Raw genomic sequence first — 18,154 nt, forward strand, 5'->3', positions numbered from 1 at the left:
GACAATCCGGCCCATGCACGCATTGTTCGAAGAAGCCGGCAAGTTCATGGCCGGCCGCATCCTTTCCGAGGCCGAAAGCTCCGCCCAGGTCGAACTCGACTCCGGCAAGCGGGTGAAGGTCAAGGCCGCCCACATCCTGCTGAAGTTCGAGAAGCCCGCCCCGGCCGAGCTGCTGCGCGAGGGGCAGGCCGTCGCCGCCACCATCGAGTTGCCGCTGGCCTGGGAATTCGCCCCCGAAGACGAATTCGGCTTCGCCGACCTGGCGCGCGACTACTTTTCCGCCAACGCCACGCTGGCCGAGCAGGCCGGCGCGCTCTTCGCGCTCTACGAGGCGCCACACTATTTCCGCCGCGCGGGCAAGGGCCGCTTCAAGAAGGCGCCGGCCGAGATCCTGCAGCAGGCGCTGGCCGCCATCGAGAAGAAGCGCCTGATCCAGGAGCAGATCGTGGCCTGGGCCGAAGAGCTGGGCCGGGGCGAATGCCCGCAGCCCATCCGCGAGCAGCTCTACAAGATCCTCTTCAAGCCCGACAAGAACGCGCCCGAATACAAGGCCGTGGTCGAGGCCAGCCGCGCCACGCACAAGGCGCCGCTCGATCTGCTGACGCAGGCCGGCGCCATCGACTCGCCCTACCAGTTCCACTGGAAGCGCTTCCTGTTCGACAACTTCCCCAAGGGCACGGGCTTCGCGCCCGTCACCGCGCCGCAGCCGCCGGCCGACCTGCCGCTCGCGCCCGTGCAGGCCTATTCGATCGACGATTCGCAGACCACCGAGATCGACGATGCGCTCTCCGTGCAGGGCCTGGGCACCGGCACCGTCACGCTGGGCATCCACATCGCCGCGCCGGGCCTGGCCATCACGCCGGGCTCCGCCATCGACCAGTTGGGGCGCAACCGGCTTTCCACGGTCTATATGCCGGGCTACAAGATCACCATGCTGCCCGACGAGGTGGTGCAGATCTACACGCTCGACGAAGGCCGCGCCAACCCGGCCGTGTCGCTCTACGTGACCATCGACGAGGCCACACTGGAGATCTCCGGCACCGAGACCAAGCTCGAACGCGTGCCGGTGGCCGTGAACCTGCGCCATGACCAGCTCGACCACATCGTGACCGAAGCCTGGCTGGCCGACCCGTCGATCGAGGTCGAGAACACGCCCCAGGCCCTGCTGGAGCGGCGCGAGCAGCTCTCCTTCCTCTATCGCCTTGCGCAAAAGCTCAAGGCCCAGCGCGAAGTGGTGCGCGGCAAGCCCGAGACCTTCAACCGGCCGGACTACAACTTCCGCCTGGCCGGCAACGCCGGGGCCGAGCCCACGGGCAGCGAAACGGTCAGCATCAGCACCCGCCGCCGCGGCGCGCCGCTGGATCTGATCGTGGCAGAGGCCGCCATCGTCGCCAACAGCACCTGGGGCGGCCTGCTGGCCGACCATGGCGTGCCGGGCATCTACCGCAGCCAGGCCAGCCTCGCGCCCGGCATGAAGGTGCGCATGGGCACCAAGGCGCTGCCGCATGCGGGCATCGGCGTGAAGAGCTACGCCTGGGCCACCTCGCCGCTGCGCCGCTACGTCGATCTGGTCAACCAGTGGCAGATCATCGCCTGCGTGCGCCACGGCAAGACGGCCGCGCTGGCCGCCCCTTTCAAGCCCAAGGACGCCGACCTCTTTTCCATCATCAGCAGCTTCGATGCGGCCTACAGCGCCTACAACGGCTACCAGGCCGGCATGGAGCGCTTCTGGACGCTGCAGTACCTGCGCCAGAACGCCATCACCGAGCTGGACGCCACCGTGCTCAAGGAAGGCCCCGGCGGCAGCTTCCTGGTGCGGGCCGACTCCCTGCCGCTGGTGCTGCCGGTGCTGGGCGCTCAGGGCCTGCCGCGCGGGGCGCGCGTGCGTGTCAAGCTCGGCGAGATCGACGACATCACCCTGGACGTGAACGGCACCCTGCTGGCCCGCCTGGACGATGCGGCGCAGGAAGCCGCCCCCGATGCCGAGGGCGAGGACGACGAGGAAGCCACGGCCGGCCCCATCGCCATCGCGGTGGACGTCAACGAGGCCGAAGCGCCTGCACCGGCCGCTGCCGGCCACTGAAGACTCCACGAGTCCACAGCACTCGCCCGCCATGCCCGCCTTCCTCGCCCGTTTCAGCACGCTGCAGATCGCGCTGGGCGTGTCGCTGGCGGTGCACGCCGCGCTGCTATCGGTGCGCTTCATCGACCCGGACCGTTTCGACCGCGTGTTCCAGGACACCCCCCTGGAAGTGATCCTGGTCAACGCGAAATCCACCGAGCGCCCGGACAAGGCGCAAGCCATCGCCCAGTCCTCGCTGGCTGGCGGCGGCGAGGCAGCCCAGGGCCGCGCCACCAGCCCGATGCCCTATTCGGCGCTCACTGCCACGGGCGATGACTTCGAGGACGCGCAGCGCAAGATGGACGCCATGCAGGCACAGCAGAACCAGCTGCTGGCCCAGCTGCGCCAGCAGCTCGCCACCCTGCCCCCGCCCGACCTGAGCCCGCCCAGCGACCGCACCGACTCGCAGGCCGAGGAGGACAAACGCCGCCAGCTGGTGCAGCTGCTGGCCGAGATCGAAAAGCGCGTCAACGAAGAGAACGCGCGCCCCAAGAAGCGCTACATCAGCCCGGCCACCCGCGAGGCGGTCTATGCCGTCTATTACGACGCGCTGCGCCGCAAGGTCGAAGACCGCGGGACCGAGAACTTTCCCGAGCAGGGCGGCAGAAAGCTCTACGGGGCCCTGACCATGATCATCACGGTGAACCACGATGGCCGCGTGCTGGGCACCGAGGTCGTGCAGAGCTCGGGCAATCCGCTGCTGGACCGCCGCGCCGAAGCCATCGCGCGCTCGTCCGGCCCGTTCGAGCCCTTCAGCCCCGCCATGCGCGCCAAGGCCGACCAGCTGGCCGTGGTCTCGCGCTTCAAGTTCACGCGCGAGCAGACGCTGGAGACCAGCGTGCGTGACGGCAGCGCTCCCGCCAACCCGGCCCCCTGACAACCCTGCTTCGATGACCACCGCCAACTCCGCCCCCAGCCCCGACACGTACTGCGTGATGGGCAACCCCATCGCCCACAGCCGCTCGCCCTGGATCCATGCCCGCTTCGCCGAACTGACCGGCGAGCGCATCGCCTACGACCGAAGGCTGGTACCGCTGGAGGGCTTTGCCGACGCGCTGCGCGAATTCGCCGCCGGCGGCGGGCGCGGCTGCAACGTCACCGTGCCGTTCAAGATCGAGGCGGCCGAGCGCGCCACCGAGCGCACCGAGCGCGTGCAGCTGGGCGGCGCCGCCAACACCCTGGTGTTCGCGGCCGACGGCGCCGTCACCGCCGACAACACCGACGGCCTGGGCCTGGTGGCCGACATCGTGCGCAATGCGGGCGTGCCGCTGGCCGGGCGCGACGTGCTGCTGGTGGGCGCGGGCGGCGCGGCGGCCGGTGTGCTGGGCCCGCTGCTGCGCGAGGGGCCGCGCCGCATCGTCGTCACCAACCGCACGCTGTCGCGCGCCGAGCAGTTGGTGGCGCGCCACTCCCACCCCGAATTGCTACAAAAATCAGAGCTTCTTGCCCAGGAAATACAAGCGCTGCAGGGCGATTTCGACCTCATCATCAACGCCACGGCCAGCAGCCTGGCAGGGGAGGCCTTGCCAGTGCCTGCCCAGGTTCTGCGCCCGGGCAGCCTGGCCTACGACATGATGTACGGCCCCGCCGCCCAGGGTTTTCTGGACTGGGCCGCGCAACACGGTGCCGTGCCGCGCGACGGCCTGGGCATGCTGGTGGAGCAAGCTGCTGAAGCGTTCGCACTCTGGCGCGGCGTGCGCCCGCCTTCGGCCCAGGTGCTATCCGAGCTGCGCACCGCCATCGCCGCCGGCCACTGAGCCACGCCTTCCTGCCTTCTTGTTCCTTCGAACTTCCGCCTCCGTTTTCCACCGTGATGAAAGCCCTGTTTCGTTGGCTCGGGCTGGTCCTGCTTGCGGGACTGGCGCTGCAGCTTTTCTTCATCGGCCGCATCGCCGTGATGGCGGTGGTGGCCCCCGAATCCACCGCCTTCCAGCGCTCCGAAGCGTGGGAGCAGCTGGCGGCGCGCCACACCCTGCTCTGGCGCCAGCAGTGGGTGCCCTATGAAGAGATCGCCGAACCGCTCAAGCGCGCGGTGATCGCCTCGGAAGACGACGGCTTCGTCAGCCATGACGGCGTGGACTGGGACGCGGTGGAGAAGGCCTGGGAAAAGAACGCCCGCGCCGAAGAGCGCGCCAGCCAGCGCCCTCAGGCCGCGGCCAAGCCGGTAAAGATCGTGGGTGGCTCCACCATCACGCAGCAACTGGCCAAGAACCTGCTGCTGTCGGGCGAACGCACGCTGGTGCGCAAGGGACAGGAATTCGTGCTCACGATGGCGCTGGAACACCTGCTATCCAAGCGGCGCATCCTGGAGATCTATCTCAACAGCGTGGAATGGGGCGACGGCGTCTTCGGCGCAGAAGCCGCCGCGCAGCACTATTTCAGGAAAAGCGCGGCCCGCCTGACCGCACCCGAGGCGGCCCGGCTGGCGGTGATGCTGCCGCAGCCCAAGCGCTTCGAGAAGACCCCCCAGTCCGCCTACCTCACAGGGCGCGCGCGCATCATCCTGGGGCGCATGGGCAGCGCGGAGCTGCCCTGAAGGCGCGCCAACCAGGGCACACCGCCATGGCGCCGCCCTTTACCGCTCGGTCAGCCGGTCGCGCGGAGTGCTCACGGCCTGGCCGATGCGGTCTGCCGTGGCGCGCACCAGCGGTAGGAAGCGCTCCAGCATGCGCTCGTTCATCTGCCCGGCGAAGGTCGAATACACCAGCGCACCGCGCAATTGCCCGTCGCTGAACACCGGCACCGCGAAGGTGGTGTTCTCGGAGTTGTCGTGGGCATATTGGATGGCATAGCCCTGACGGCGCACCCTGCGCACCATGGAGCGCAGGGCCCACAGGTCGTCAAAGCGCGGGCCCTGGTCCTCGCGGCGGTTCACCGATTCGACCAGGATGCGCCGCTCCGCCGGCTCGCAGAAGGCCACGTAGGCTTGGCCCAGCGCGGACACCGGCATCTCATAACGCTGGCCCACGCTGGAGGAGCGGATTGCATAGGGGCTGTAGGGCATGGTGCAGAACACCACGCGTATCTGATGGCGGTCCACCACGCCCAGCGACAGCGGCCACTTGATGTCGCGCGTGGCGGCGATCATCAGCGGCCCCGCCACCTGGATCAGGCGGGACTGATCGGTCACGCCGCTGCTCAGATTGCCCACCACCGGAGTGATCTGGTATTGGCCGTAGGCGTGCGGGTCGGTACGCACGTATTTCTCGGCTTCGAGCGTGCTCAGGAGACGGTGCAGCGTGGACTTGGCCAGGCCCGTGCGCTGGTGCAACTCCTGCAGGCTCCAACTCGCACGCTCGTTCATCACGCGCAGGATCAGCAACGCGCGCTGCACCGATCGGACCTCGGTGCTCATGGCTGCGTCCTCTGGGAGCCCCACGGGACACAGGCGACAGCCGGATCGCATCTGCGTGGGTCAGGGGATGTGAAAGCCAGGAGCATGTCAGACCAAGGTTTTTGCGACCAGTGCAAATTGTGGTGTAGGTGGAAAGCTTTTGTTTTCGCGGCAGCCAGCGAGCCCGCGGGGGCACGCAGGAGTGGGCGGGATACGCTGGCGCTCATGGCGCGCCGATACATGGCCGCAACACGGGGGCACGGCCCGGCCTTGGCTGCGAGCCGGGCCGCAGCGCGGCCTTGCGCCGTGCCGGCCCCACGGGCGAGAGAGCACATGCGCAGTGACGAGCGAGCCGAGCCAGCAGGCAGCGGTGCAATGCAATAGCAGACAGCCCCATGAGGAAAGGGTTCAGGCGAGCCAAGCAGGTTGGAGGAAGCGAACAGGCAGGCGGAAGACTCCCGCCCAAGGAAGACCATGGCACTGTTGAAAGCCATGGCCGGTGGGCAGTCTAGGCGGGTGTTTTCAACTTGACATTAGATTGATCCGCATTTCCGCGTCACGGAAAAAAACGACTCGTAACGTGATGAGGTGAAAGATGCCGGACACCGAGGCGGTGACCGCGCGACTTGCCAGGCGCGCGCAGGGCTGCCCGTATCATCCCGCGCATGCTTCTGTCCAAGCTGATGAGTCTTTTCCTGCTGACCCTGGTGCGTTTTCTCACCGGGGCGCAGGCGCGCTGGTACGGCTGCCCGCCCAAGGCCGAGCAGCGCATTTACTTCGCCAACCACCAGAGCCATGCGGATCTGGTGATGATCTGGGCCGCGCTGCCGCAGGAGTTGCGCAGCATCACCCGCCCCATCGCCGCGCGCGATTACTGGACCAAGACGCCGTTCCGCCAGTGGATCACCACGGCCGTGTTCAACGCCGTCTATGTGACGCGCCAGCCTGCACCGGCCCAGCCCGCAGCAGCCGCAGCGACGGCCACCGATGGCGCGGCCGGCGCGATGGCGGGACTGTCAGCCCTCTCGGCGGCCGTGGCCGATGCCGCCCTGGCGACCGCCGGCGGTCCCGACCCGGTGCCCGACGCCCTGCCCCCCGAACCCACGCCCGAGGCGCTGCGCGCCGCCGTCCGGCCCGACGATCCGCTCGCGCCGCTGGTGCAGGCGCTGGAAAGCGGTGACTCCATCGTGATCTTCCCCGAGGGCACGCGCGGCCACGGGGACGAACCACAGCCCTTCAAGTCGGGCCTCTACATGCTGGCGCGCATGTTCCCGCAGGTGGTGCTTGTGCCGGCCTGGATCAACAACGTGCAGCGCGTCATGCCCAAGGGCGAAGTGGTGCCCGTACCCATCCTGTGCTCGGTGACCTTCGGCGCGCCCATCGCCCTGGCGCCGGGCGAAGAGCGCCGCCCCTTCCTCGACCGGGCCCGCGCGGCCGTCATCGCGCTGCGCGATATCTGAACGAACGCCCGCCATGGAATTCCTGCGCAACCTCTCCACCACGCAGCAAATCGGCGCGCTCTTCGTCGTGCTGTTCGGTCTGCTCTCTCTGGTGACGACCTACGCCTTCGCCCAGACCCTGCGTGAAGGTGATAGCACGGACGACGCTAGCGAGCGGGCCCGCCACGAGGCCCACCAGCAGGAGTGGCGCCGCTTCTGGAGCTTGCTGAAGACGTCGTGGTTCATGGCCACCATCTTCTGGGTGGGCTGGGCGCTGGGCGATACGGTGGCGACGCTGCTCTTCGCCCTGGTGGCGTTCGTCGCGCTGCGCGAATTCATCACCCTCTCGCCCACGCGGCGAGGCGACCATCGCAGCCTGGTGCTGGCCTTCTTCGTGGTGCTGCCGCTGCAGTTCCTGCTCGTGGGCCTGCGCAAGTTCGACCTCTTCACCGTGTTCATCCCGGTCTACGTCTTCCTCGCGCTGCCAGCGGTGAGCGCGTTGTCCAACGACCCGCAACGCTTTCTGGAACGCAACGCCAAGCTGCAGTGGGGCATCATGGTCTGCGTCTATGGCATGAGCCACGTACCGGCCCTGCTGTTGCTGGACTTCCCGGGCCACGAGGGGCGAGGCGCCTTTCTCGTCTTCTACCTCGTCGTGGTGGTGCAGGCCGGCGTGATCGCACAGCACCTTTTGGGGCAGCGCTTTCCGCACAAGCCGGTGGCGCCGCAGGTCAGCCAGAGTTTCCAGTGGCTGAGCTGGCTGGCCGGCATCGCGGCCGGGGGCGTCGCCGGCGTACTGCTGTCGTTCATCACCCCCTTCAAACTGGGGCAGGCGCTGGGCATGTCGCTGCTGGCTTGCCTGGCGGGCAGCCTGGGCCACCTGGTGATGAAGGCCATCAAGCGCGACCGCGGCATCACCAGCTGGGGCATGCAGGGCCAGTCGGTGACGGGCGCGGGCGGGTTGCTGGACCGCGTGGACGCCTTGTGCTTTGCGGCGCCAGTCTTCTTCCACTCCGCGCGCTGGTATTTCGGCTTATAGCCCTGTCGGCTGCCGGCGGTTGACTGACGTGCGCCGGCAGCTATTGAATTGGTAGCACATGAGAATCCTGGGAATCGACCCCGGCCTGCAGACCACCGGCTTCGGGGTGATCGACGTGGACGGCCACATGCTGAGCTACGTAGCCAGCGGCACCATAAGCACCACGGCGCTCGCGCTGGGCGATCTGCCCGGCAGGCTGAAGGTGCTGTTTGACGGCATCACCGAAGTCACTGCGCGCTATTCACCGGACATGGCGGCGGTCGAAATCATCTTCGTCAACGTCAACCCGCAGTCCACCCTGCTGCTGGGCCAGGCGCGCGGCGCCTGTATCACCGCCCTGGTGGCGGGCAACCTGCCAGTTGCGGAGTACACCGCTTTGCAGATGAAGAAAGCCGTGGTCGGCCATGGCCGCGCCGCCAAGCCGCAGGTGCAGGAAATGGTGCGCCGACTGCTGCGCCTGCCCGGCCTGCCCGGCACCGACGCGGCCGACGCGCTGGGCATCGCCATCACGCACGCGCATGCGGGCGCGGCCATGGCGCGGCTGAGCGAGGCCGGAGGCACGCTCACCCGTCGCCAACACGCCATGTACAAGGGCGGCCGGAGCTACTGAAGCCCACCCCGGCCACCCCCTGCAGCCCCGCCAGGCCGCGTGCAGGCGACGGCTCAGCGGCCGCTCAGCACCAATTGGGCGATGACGCCCGTGGCGATGGCCACCAGGAGGTAGTCGCCGCCGTACTGCACCCAGTGGTAGCCGCGCGGCGGCGCCTTCAGGTGGTGGCCGCGCCAGTCGGCCACCACGTAATGCGGCGTGCGGTACATGGCCGGCACGCGGCCGCCGCGGTACCAGTCGTGGTGCGGACCGGCGCCATGGCGCACGCCGTAGGCAGGCGCATGCGGCGGAGGCCCCCAGCCGCGCTCATCGTGCGCGCCGCGGACATCATGGGGCGGCCCCTTTTTGTAGTGCTTGTCGTGCTTGTCGTGCTTGTAGTGCTTGTCGTGCTTGTGGGGCTTGCCGTGGTGGGGATTGCCGGGGCCATGTCGGTCGTCGTCGCCGGGCCGGGCCTCAGCGCCCGTGGCTCCGCCCAGGCCCAGCGCCAGGGCCGTGCAGGTGGCAGCCAGGCTGTACAGGACGCGGTGGGGCGTGCGAAGCGTGGATGAGGTCGAGGGCATGCAAAGTCTCCTTGAAGCAGTCGATGAAGAGGACGCCGAAGCGTCTGGCTGCATTCTGGCTTCATGGAGCAGTGCCTGCTTATCCGTCCGTAACCGGATTGCCTGTCAGCCAGCGCCGCATCCCCGGGATGGCTGCCATCCATGCGCTTCACCTTCCGGAAACGCACCTCGCGGTTTCAGATCAAGCGCCTCACGCTATGAAAAAAATAGCAAGAGGCGCCAGTGCCCTCGACTCGCTCAGGCAGCGAGGGCCCCGCCGGTCGGCAACGCCAGCAGCGGCACGTCCGCCCGGCCGGCCGTGCCATCGCCCAGTTGGAACCTGGACACCGACTGCGTCAGGTTGCGGGCCTGCTCGCGCAGCGATTCAGCGGCGGCCGTGGATTCTTCCACCAATGCGGCGTTCTGCTGGGTCATCTGGTCGAGCTGGCTCACCGACTGGCTGATCTGGCCGATGTTCTCGCTCTGTTCGGACGAAGCGGCGGTGATCTCGGCAATGATGTCGTGCACGCGCCGCACGCTGCCCACGATCTCGGTCATGGTGGAGCCAGCCTGGCCCACCAGGCGCGAACCGCCCTCCACCCGCTCGACCGATGCGGCGATGAGCGTCTTGATCTCGCGTGCAGCCTCTGCCGAGCGCTGAGCGAGCATGCGCACCTCGCTGGCCACCACGGCGAAGCCGCGGCCCTGCTCACCCGCCCGCGCGGCTTCCACGGCGGCATTGAGCGCGAGGATGTTGGTCTGGAATGCGATCGAGTCGATGACGCCGGTGATGTCACCGATCTTGCGGGAGCTCTCGGTGATCTCGCCCATGGTGTCCACCACCTGGGCCACCACCTCGCCGCCGCGCCCCGCCACCTGGGCGGCGGAGGCCGCGAACTGGCTGGCCTGGCGCGATGCCTGTGCGCTTTGCTGCACCGTACTGGTCAGCAGTTCCATGGACGATGCTGCTTCTTGCAGGTTGGCGGCCGTCTGTTCGGTGCGCTGGCTCAGGTCGTGATTGCCGCTGGCGATCTCGGTACTGGCGGTAGAGATACTGGAAGCAGCCTGCTGCAGCTGCGCCACGAGCCCGCGCAGCGATTGCTGCATGACACCCATGGCCGTGACCAGTTGGCCGACTTCGTCCTGCTGCACCGCCTGCACGGGCTGCGAGAGGTCGCCGCTGGCGATGCGTTCGGCCAGCTCGCGCGCCTGGCCCAGCGAGCGCGTGATGGAGCGTACGCTGAAGAAGGTGAGCGGTATCAGCACCGCCAGGCCCAGCAGCAGGCCGGCGCCGATCAGCGTGGCCATGGTGGCGGTGCGGCTTTCCATGCCGCCGCGAGCTTCGTCCATGCGCTGGCGGGCGGTGGCAGCGAGGCTGGCGAAGAGGCGGTCGGTCGCATCCATGTGGCTCTTGAGCCGATCGGCGTAGGCGCCGCCCGCAGCGCCGTCGATCTGGGCGCGCTCGATCTGCTCGAAGACGGGCGAAATGCCCTCTTCGTACTGCTTGATCTCGGCCAGCGAACGGTCGATGGCCTGCGTGAAATCGGCATCGCCTGCCTGGGCCTGCCGCACCTCGGCCAGGCTCTTGCGCAGGCCGGCCAGCGTCTTGGACCAGCCGGCACGCAGCGCGGACACCTCGACCGAGTTGTTGAAGTTGATGATGATGTCCTTCTCGGCCCGGCGCAGCTCACCCAAGCTGGTGCGCAGCTCGGCCATATCGGTGAGGGTCTGCACCCGATGGGAGAAGAGTTCCTGCAAGGTGTCCTGCGTCCGGTGCAATGCGGCATAGCCCATGGCGCCGATGACGATCAGCAGCAGCAACGAAAAGACCGTGCCGAAGTAAAGACGGGCACGGATGGACAGGCGACCCAAGGCGTTCATGGCGCTCCTCTGAAAATCAATGTCCGTGCACACGCAATAAGCGAGCCACGGCGCAGGCGGGGTCCACCGACTCGTGGCCGGCGGGCAGGGCGCCAAGGTATGCGAATTCGGCGCAGCACCGCAGAGGGTTGCCCCGGATGCTGCGGTGCCTCGCCGGATGCGGCACACGCATATTCACATGCATGGCCGCGTCGCGGACATTATCCAGCCGGCTGGATCGGCACGTAGAGCTGTCCGCCCGTGCCGCGGAACTCCTCGGCCTTCTCCTGCATGCCCTGCGCTGCGAATTCGCGCACCTCCTGCGTGATCTTCATCGAGCAGAACTTCGGGCCGCACATCGAGCAGAAGTGCGCCACCTTGGCCGAGTCCTTCGGCAGGGTCTCGTCGTGGTACTGCTGCGCGGTTTCCGGGTCCAGCCCCAGGTTGAACTGGTCCTGCCAGCGGAAGTCGAAACGCGCCTGGGAAAGCGCATCGTCGCGCGCGCGGGCACCTGGATGGCCCTTGGCCACGTCGGCCGCATGGGCCGCGATCTTGTACGCGATGATCCCCTGCTTCACGTCATCGCGGTCCGGCAGGCCCAGGTGCTCCTTGGGCGTCACGTAGCAGAGCATGGCAGTGCCCATCCAGCCGATCATGGCCGCGCCGATGGCCGACGCGATGTGGTCGTAGCCCGGGGCGATGTCGATGGTCAGCGGCCCCAGCGTGTAGAACGGTGCCTCGTGGCAGGTCTTGAGCTGCTCGGTCATGTTGGCCTGGATCATGTGCATGGGCACGTGGCCGGGGCCTTCGATCATGGTCTGCACGTCGTGCTTCCAGGCGATCTGCGTGAGTTCACCCAGCGTGCGCAGCTCGGCAAACTGCGCTTCGTCGTTGGCGTCGCTCGCGCAGCCTGGCCGCAGGCCGTCGCCCAGGCTGAAGGACACGTCATACGCCTTCATGATGTCGCAGATGTCCTCGAAGTGCTCGTACAGGAAGCTCTCACGATGGTGCGCCATGCACCACTTGGCCATGATGGAGCCGCCGCGCGAGACGATGCCCGTGCGCCGCTGGGCGGTGAGGTGAATGAAGGCCAGGCGCACGCCGGCATGGATGGTGAAGTAGTCCACGCCCTGCTCCGCCTGCTCGATCAGCGTGTCGCGGAAGATCTCCCAGGTCAGGTCCTCTGCGATGCCGCCCACCTTCTCCAGCGCCTGGTAGATGGGCACGGTGCCGATGGGCACGGGGCTGTTGCGCACGATCCAGTCGCGCGTGGTGTGGATGTTCTTGCCCGTGGACAGGTCCATCACGTTGTCGGCACCCCAGCGGATGGCCCAGACCAGCTTCTCGACCTCTTCCTCGATGCTGGAGGTGACGGCCGAGTTGCCGATGTTGGCGTTGATCTTGACTTTGAAATTGCGCCCGATGGCCATGGGCTCGACTTCGGGGTGGTTGATGTTGGCCGGGATGATGGCCCGGCCTCGCGCCACCTCATCACGCACGAATTCGGGCGTGATGATCTTCGGAATGCTCGCCCCCATCGGGTTGCCGGCCAGGCGCTGCTCACGGGCCGCGTCGTTTTGGTACTGCGCCATCCACTCGCGCCGGCCGTTTTCGCGCAGGGCCACGTATTCCATCTCGGGCGTGACGATGCCCTTCTTGGCGTAATGCATCTGCGTCACGTTGGCGCCGCTTCTGGCGCGCAGCGGCGTGCGCTGCAGGGCGGCGGCCTCGGCACGCAGCACGGCCAGGCGGGCGGCATCTTCGGACTTGCTGCCATCGTCCAGCGCCTGCTGCGGACGGCCCTCGTAGCGCTCGGTATCGCCGCGGCCCTCGATCCAGCCGCCGCGCACGCTGGGCAGCCCCCGGCGCACGTCGATCACCGCGGCCGGGTCGGTGTAGGGGCCGGAGGTGTCATAGACGCTGACCTGCTCGGCGTTGGTGAGCGCGATGTCGCGCACGGGCACACGCAGGTCCGGGCGGCTGCCCGTGATGTAGCGCTTGGTGGAGGCGGGAAAGGGCTCGCGTGTCAGCGAGAGCAACTGGGCGAACTTGTCGGGGGCATTCATGGCGGGCAATCTCCTCGGTGAGGTGGAAATGTGCTCCGCATGAGGCCAGGTGTGGCCGCTCCCAGCCCCCTTGCGGAGGCGCCCGCCGTGCGGCCGTCTGCCCCGGGAACGGGGCGAAGGCGCGTGGCGGCCAGGCAAATGCCGGCAGAGGCATTCGCTTGCAGGTGCGGAAATCCCGGCTGCAGCTCTTCTTACGCTGGTACTAACCAGATCAAGTTCGCGGTTCCGGCGGTCAAGTCCGCCATCTCAGCACGCCCTACGTGCACCCCGGAGCAGGCGCGAGTATAGGCTGCTGCAGGCCATCACGCGAAGCACGGCCCGCTTCAGAGAATGCGCTGGACGAACAGCACCGCAAAGAAAAACAGCGCCGCGATCACCGTCCACTTGACGATCACCCATCCGAAGCGCCAATAACGCACCTGGCCGGTACCCACGTAGAACATGAACGACACGGCCGCCAGAAGCAGCAGCAATGACACGGCCCAGCGAAAGAGCAGCATGGTGCCTGCCTGCCTGCCTCGCTGCCGCTACCAGGCCCGCACCGGCTGCGCGAAGCCGGTGGGCGCCTGGCGTTCGTCCTCGAACGTGGCGATCTCCCAGGCGTCTTCATGCGCCAGGAGCTCGCGCAGCAGCAGGTTGTTCATCGCATGGCCCGAGCGGAAGGCGCTGTAGGCCGCCAAGAGCGGGCGGCCGACGATATAGAGGTCGCCGATGGCGTCGAGGATCTTGTGCTTCACAAACTCATCGTCATAGCGCAGGCCGTCGGCATTGAGCACCTTGTAGTCATCCATGACGATGGCGTTGTCGAGTCCCCCGCCCAGGGCCAGACCGCTGGCGCGCATCATCTCCACATCCTTGGTGAAGCCGAAGGTGCGGGCCCGGGCGATGTCGCGCGTGTAGCTGCCCAGGCCCAGGTCGAACTCCACGCTCTGGCCCGTGGAATCCACCGCCGGGTGGGAAAAGTCGATCTCGAAGCGCAGCTTGAAGCCGTGGTACGGATCGAGCCGCGCCCACTTGAGGTTGGCGCCTTCGCCCTGGCGCACCTCGACAGGTCGCTTCACGCGGATGAATCGCTTGGGCGCGTTCTGCAGCTCCACGCCCGCGCTTTGCAGTAGGAAAACGAACGAAGCCGACGAGCCATCGAGGATGGGCACCTCTTCGGCGGTGATGTCGATATAGAGGTTATCCAGCCCCAGCCCCGCGCAGGCCGACATCAAGTGTTCCACCGTATGCACCTTGGCGCCGCCCACGCCGATGGTGGAGGCCATGCGCGTGTCCACCACGGCTTCGGCGGTGATGGGAATGTCCACCGGCTCGGGCAGATCCACCCGCCGGAAGACGATGCCCGTATCGGGCTGCGCCGGCCGCAGCGTCAGTTCGACCCGCTGTCCACTGTGCAGGCCCACGCCAACGGCGCGGGTGAGGGTCTTGATCGTGCGTTGCTGGAGCATCCTCTGATTTTAGGCGGCACCGCACCGCGGCAGTGCGAGGCACTGCCTATGCCAACGATAGGTTTCGGTTTTCACCGACGGGACACACGCCAAAGAAAAAACCGCCGCCCCGTGGGGGGAGCGGCGGCTTCGCGGATGAGGGGGCGCGGCCAGGACGGCCGCGGCCCGATCAGTCAGCCTGCTTGCGCAGGAAGGCGGGGATTTCCAGATCGTCCATGCCGCCCGAAGACAGCGCGTCCACGCGGGCTGCGGCCTGGGTGCGGTTGGTGCGCCACACGCTGGGCACGGACATGTTGCCGTAGTCGGCCTGGGGCGCTGCGCCACCCACCAGACCACCGGCCATGCCCACGGCAGCGCCGGCCACCGGCATCTGGTAGGCGATGTTGTCGGTGCCGGTGCGCAGGCCGCCCTGCACCACCGAGATGGGCTGGCGGCGGGCGTTGGCGCGCGACAGGCCCGTAGCCACCACGGTCACGCGGATCTCGTCGCCCAGGCTGTCGTCATACGCGGCGCCGTAGATGACGTGCGCGTCGGGAGAGGCGTAGGCGTTGATGGTGCTCATCGCCAGGCGCGATTCGGACAGCTTGAGGCTGCCCTTGGCGGCAGTGACCAGCACCAGCACGCCCTTGGCGCCCGAGAGGTCGATGCCTTCGAGCAGCGGGCAGGCCACGGCCTGCTCGGCGGCGATGCGGGCGCGATCCGGGCCGCTGGCCGTGGCGGTGCCCATCATGGCCTTGCCGGGTTCGCCCATCACGGTGCGCACGTCTTCGAAGTCGACGTTCACGTGGCCGTATTCATTGATGATTTCGGCGATGCCGCCCACGGCGTTCTTGAGCACGTCGTTGGCATGGGCGAAGGCTTCGTCCTGGCTGATGTCGTCGCCCAGCACTTCGAGCAGCTTCTCGTTGAGCACGACGATCAGCGAATCGACGTTGGCTTCGAGCTCGGTCAGGCCATCGTCCGCGTTCTTCATGCGGCGGCCGCCTTCCCAGTCGAAGGGCTTGGTGACCACACCAACGGTGAGGATGCCCATTTCCTTGGCCACACGGGCGATGACGGGCGCGGCGCCCGTGCCCGTGCCGCCGCCCATGCCGGCGGTGATGAACAGCATGTGCGCGCCGGCAATGGCCTGGCGGATGTCTTCCTGCGCGCCTTCGGCGGCTTCACGCGCCTTCTCGGGCTTGCTGCCGGCGCCCAGGCCGCTGTGGCCCAGCTGGATGATGCGGTGGGCAGAGCTGCGGGTGAGCGCCTGCGCGTCGGTGTTGGCGCACACGAACTCCACGCCCTGCACGTTGCGCGAGATCATGTGTTCCACGGCGTTGCCGCCGCCGCCGCCGACGCCGATCACCTTGATCTGCGTGCCTTGGTTGAACTCTTCGGCTTCGATCATTTCGATGGACATGTGGTGCTCCTAGTCTTTCACGTGATGGTTCGGGTGGCTCGGGCCACGCCTGGGGTTCTTGGATGGTTCAGAAATCGGATTCAGAAAAAAACAGGCTGGCGAGGGAGGCGGGCCGGTGCTTCGCCATCGCTCGCGCGCACGGGCATGCGGACTTCCGCGGGCAAGCCAGAGTGGGTAGCCGGCCATGTCAGAAGTTCCCCACGATGAAGTCCTTGAAGCGGCCGAACGCCGTCTTCACCGAACCGCTCTTTTGCGCTACTTTGAAGCCGCGCATGCGGGCCAGGCGAGCCTCTTCGAGCAAACCCATGACGGTAGCAGCGCGGGGCTGGGCCACCATGTCGGACAAGGCGCTCGAATACTTCGGAATACCGCGGCGCACCGGCTTGAGAAAGATGTCCTCGGCCAGCTCGACCATGCCGGGCATGACGGCGCTTCCGCCGGTCAGAACGATGCCGGAAGACAGGACCTCTTCGTAGCCCGACTCGCGCACCACCTGCTGCACCAGGGAGAAGATCTCTTCCACGCGCGGCTCGATCACGCCGGCGAGGGCCTGCTTGCTGAGCATGCGCGGGCTGCGGTCGCCCAGGCCGGGCACCTCGACCTGCGCCTCGGGGTCGGCCAGCAGCTGCTTGGCGTAGCCGCTCTCGACCTTGATGTCCTCCGCGTCCTTGGTGGGCGTGCGCAAGGCCATGGCGATGTCGCTGGTGATGAGGTCTCCTGCGATCGGGATCACGGCCGTGTGGCGGATCGCGCCGCCGGTGAAGATCGCCACATCGGTCGTGCCGGCGCCGATGTCCACCACCGCCACGCCCAGCTCCCGCTCGTCGTCGGTCAGCACGGCCTGACTGGAGGCCAGAGGGTTGAGCATGAGCTGCTCGACTTCCAGGCCGCAGCGGCGCACACATTTGATGATGTTCTCGGCCGCGCTCTGCGCGCCGGTCACGATGTGGATCTTGGCTTCGAGGCGGATGCCGCTCATGCCGATGGGTTCGCGCACATCCTGCCCGTCGATGACGAATTCCTGCGGCTCCACCAGCAGGAGGCGCTGGTCGCTGGAGATATTGATGGCCTTGGCCGTCTCCACCACACGGGCCACGTCTGCGGGGGTGACCTCGCGGTCCTTCACCGCCACCATGCCGCTCGAATTGAGGCCACGGATATGGCTGCCGGTGATGCCCGTATAGACGCGCTGGATCTTGCAGTCGGCCATCAGCTCGGCTTCCTTGAGCGCCTGCTGGATGCTCTGCACGGTGGCGTCGATGTTGACCACCACGCCCCGCTTCAGACCGTTGCTGGGCGCCACGCCCAGGCCCGCCAGCTTGAGCTCGCCACTGGGCATGACCTCGGCCACCACCGCCATCACCTTGGCGGTGCCGATGTCCAGGCCCACGACCACGTCTTTGTATTCTCTTGCCATAGTTGTGTCTTTCCCTCAGCGGGTCTGCCCTGTTGTTCTTGCGGCCGGCGCCGTGCGCGCGCGCTGCGCAGCGGGGCGCGCGGCGGCGCGCTGCTTGGCCACCTCGGCCGTGACGGTGGTCACGCCGCGCAAACGCAGCGCGTAGCCGCCGTCGTGACGTAGATCGGCTGACTCCAGCGCCTCCACGCCCCGGCCCTGCTGCGCCGCGACCTGCGGCAGCGTCTTTACGAAGCGCTCGGTGCGCTGCAGCACCTCAGCGGTGGTACCACCCCCCAGTTCCACGGTGGCACCGCCATCCAGCGCAACGCGCCATCCGCCGCGGCCGCTCAGCTCCAGCGTGTCGATGGCGGAGCCCAGCGGCTTGATGACGGGCACCAGGGCGCGGTACATCTGCAGCACCTCCTGCGAACGGCCTGCCGGGCCCTTGAGGCTGGGCAGGTCTTCGCCATCCAGTCCGTCGCTGCCGGCCTCGAAGACCTCTCCCGTGCTGTCCACCAGCGTGGGGCTGCCTTCCGAGCCCCAATAGGCCGCGGCCTGGTGCTCCTGGAGATCCACGACCAGACTGTTGGGGAACTCGCGGCGCACCATGGCGCTGCGCACCCAGGGCACCTGCTCGAAGGCCTCGCGCACCGCCTGCAGGTCCACCGTGAAGAAGTTGCCCGCCAGGCGCGGCCCCACGTCGGCGCGCAGCGTGACGGCGTTGTTGTGGACCAGCTCACCCTGCACCACGATGCGGCCGATGGAGAACACCGGCAGGCGCAGCAGCCAGGAGCCACCCGCCGCCAGCACGAACACGGCACAGCCCACGAACAGGGCCGTGGCGGTCCAGTTCATGAGCTTGACGTCGAGCGGTGCGGGCAGCGCGGGGTTCATGC

16 protein-coding genes and 1 riboswitch are annotated in these 18,154 nt (G+C 67.7%); of the genes, 7 read left to right on the forward strand and 9 right to left on the reverse strand.

The window, feature by feature from the left end; translation table 11 throughout:
* Positions 1-13 precede the first annotated feature (13 nt).
* The 4 genes from AC3A84_RS16280 to mtgA are packed head-to-tail and all read left to right on the forward strand — an operon-like array spanning position 14 to position 4,658.
* A complete protein-coding gene (locus tag AC3A84_RS16280) occupies positions 14-2,083 on the forward strand; it encodes a ribonuclease catalytic domain-containing protein (protein WP_487971083.1) in 2,070 nt (689 codons plus the stop codon).
* A 31-nt stretch (positions 2,084-2,114) separates the two neighbouring features.
* Positions 2,115-2,999, forward strand: coding sequence for an energy transducer TonB (locus tag AC3A84_RS16285; RefSeq protein WP_487971084.1), 885 nt, complete (start codon positions 2,115-2,117; stop codon positions 2,997-2,999).
* Positions 3,000-3,012: 13 nt separating this feature from the next.
* Positions 3,013-3,879, forward strand: coding sequence for a shikimate dehydrogenase (gene aroE / locus AC3A84_RS16290; RefSeq protein WP_487971085.1), 867 nt, complete (start codon positions 3,013-3,015; stop codon positions 3,877-3,879).
* 56 nt (positions 3,880-3,935) lie between these two features.
* Positions 3,936-4,658, forward strand: a complete 723-nt coding sequence (gene mtgA / locus AC3A84_RS16295; RefSeq protein ID WP_487971086.1) for a monofunctional biosynthetic peptidoglycan transglycosylase — start codon at positions 3,936-3,938, stop codon at positions 4,656-4,658.
* Positions 4,659-4,697: 39 nt separating this feature from the next.
* Here mtgA and AC3A84_RS16300 read toward each other — a convergent pair whose 3' ends face one another.
* Positions 4,698-5,477: a helix-turn-helix domain-containing protein gene (locus tag AC3A84_RS16300; protein WP_487971087.1), complete on the reverse strand. Its 780-nt coding sequence runs from the start codon at positions 5,475-5,477 to the stop codon at positions 4,698-4,700.
* A gap of 644 nt (positions 5,478-6,121) precedes the next feature.
* Here AC3A84_RS16300 and AC3A84_RS16305 point away from each other — a divergent pair.
* Genes AC3A84_RS16305 through ruvC form a run of 3 tightly spaced genes read left to right on the forward strand, consistent with a single transcriptional unit; the run spans position 6,122 to position 8,544 of the window.
* A complete protein-coding gene (locus AC3A84_RS16305) occupies positions 6,122-6,916 on the forward strand; it encodes a lysophospholipid acyltransferase family protein (RefSeq protein WP_487971088.1) in 795 nt (264 codons plus the stop codon).
* A gap of 13 nt (positions 6,917-6,929) precedes the next feature.
* On the forward strand, positions 6,930-7,934 hold the full coding sequence (locus AC3A84_RS16310) for a phosphatidate cytidylyltransferase (RefSeq protein ID WP_487971089.1): 1,005 nt from the start codon (positions 6,930-6,932) through the stop codon (positions 7,932-7,934).
* Positions 7,935-7,992: 58 nt separating this feature from the next.
* Positions 7,993-8,544 carry a crossover junction endodeoxyribonuclease RuvC gene (gene ruvC, locus AC3A84_RS16315; protein WP_487971090.1) on the forward strand — a complete coding sequence of 184 codons (552 nt, stop codon included), beginning with the start codon at positions 7,993-7,995 and terminating at the stop codon, positions 8,542-8,544.
* Positions 8,545-8,597: 53 nt separating this feature from the next.
* Here the strand turns inward: ruvC and AC3A84_RS16320 are convergent, their stop codons facing one another.
* From AC3A84_RS16320 to AC3A84_RS16355, 8 genes are all read right to left on the reverse strand, one after another.
* Positions 8,598-9,104 carry an RcnB family protein gene (locus tag AC3A84_RS16320; protein ID WP_487971091.1) on the reverse strand — a complete coding sequence of 169 codons (507 nt, stop codon included), beginning with the start codon at positions 9,102-9,104 and terminating at the stop codon, positions 8,598-8,600.
* A 237-nt stretch (positions 9,105-9,341) separates the two neighbouring features.
* Positions 9,342-10,964: a methyl-accepting chemotaxis protein gene (locus AC3A84_RS16325; RefSeq protein ID WP_487971092.1), complete on the reverse strand. Its 1,623-nt coding sequence runs from the start codon at positions 10,962-10,964 to the stop codon at positions 9,342-9,344.
* Positions 10,965-11,164: 200 nt separating this feature from the next.
* Positions 11,165-13,009, reverse strand: a complete 1,845-nt coding sequence (thiC, locus tag AC3A84_RS16330) for a phosphomethylpyrimidine synthase ThiC (protein WP_487971093.1) — start codon at positions 13,007-13,009, stop codon at positions 11,165-11,167.
* A 171-nt stretch (positions 13,010-13,180) separates the two neighbouring features.
* A riboswitch (TPP riboswitch) is annotated at positions 13,181-13,289 on the reverse strand.
* A 43-nt stretch (positions 13,290-13,332) separates the two neighbouring features.
* Positions 13,333-13,509, reverse strand: coding sequence for a hypothetical protein (locus AC3A84_RS16335; protein ID WP_487971094.1), 177 nt, complete (start codon positions 13,507-13,509; stop codon positions 13,333-13,335).
* Between the two features lie 27 nt (positions 13,510-13,536).
* Positions 13,537-14,460, reverse strand: a complete 924-nt coding sequence (gene lpxC, locus AC3A84_RS16340) for a UDP-3-O-acyl-N-acetylglucosamine deacetylase (protein ID WP_487971095.1) — start codon at positions 14,458-14,460, stop codon at positions 13,537-13,539.
* A gap of 169 nt (positions 14,461-14,629) precedes the next feature.
* Positions 14,630-15,862, reverse strand: coding sequence for a cell division protein FtsZ (ftsZ, locus tag AC3A84_RS16345; RefSeq protein WP_092940626.1), 1,233 nt, complete (start codon positions 15,860-15,862; stop codon positions 14,630-14,632).
* Between the two features lie 187 nt (positions 15,863-16,049).
* Entirely contained in the window at positions 16,050-17,279 is a 1,230-nt protein-coding gene (ftsA, locus tag AC3A84_RS16350; RefSeq protein WP_092940627.1) for a cell division protein FtsA, read from the reverse strand.
* A 15-nt stretch (positions 17,280-17,294) separates the two neighbouring features.
* Positions 17,295-18,152, reverse strand: coding sequence for a cell division protein FtsQ/DivIB (locus AC3A84_RS16355; protein ID WP_487971096.1), 858 nt, complete (start codon positions 18,150-18,152; stop codon positions 17,295-17,297).
* Between the last annotated feature and the right edge of the window lie 2 nt (positions 18,153-18,154).

The organism is Paracidovorax sp., from assembly GCF_057642795.1.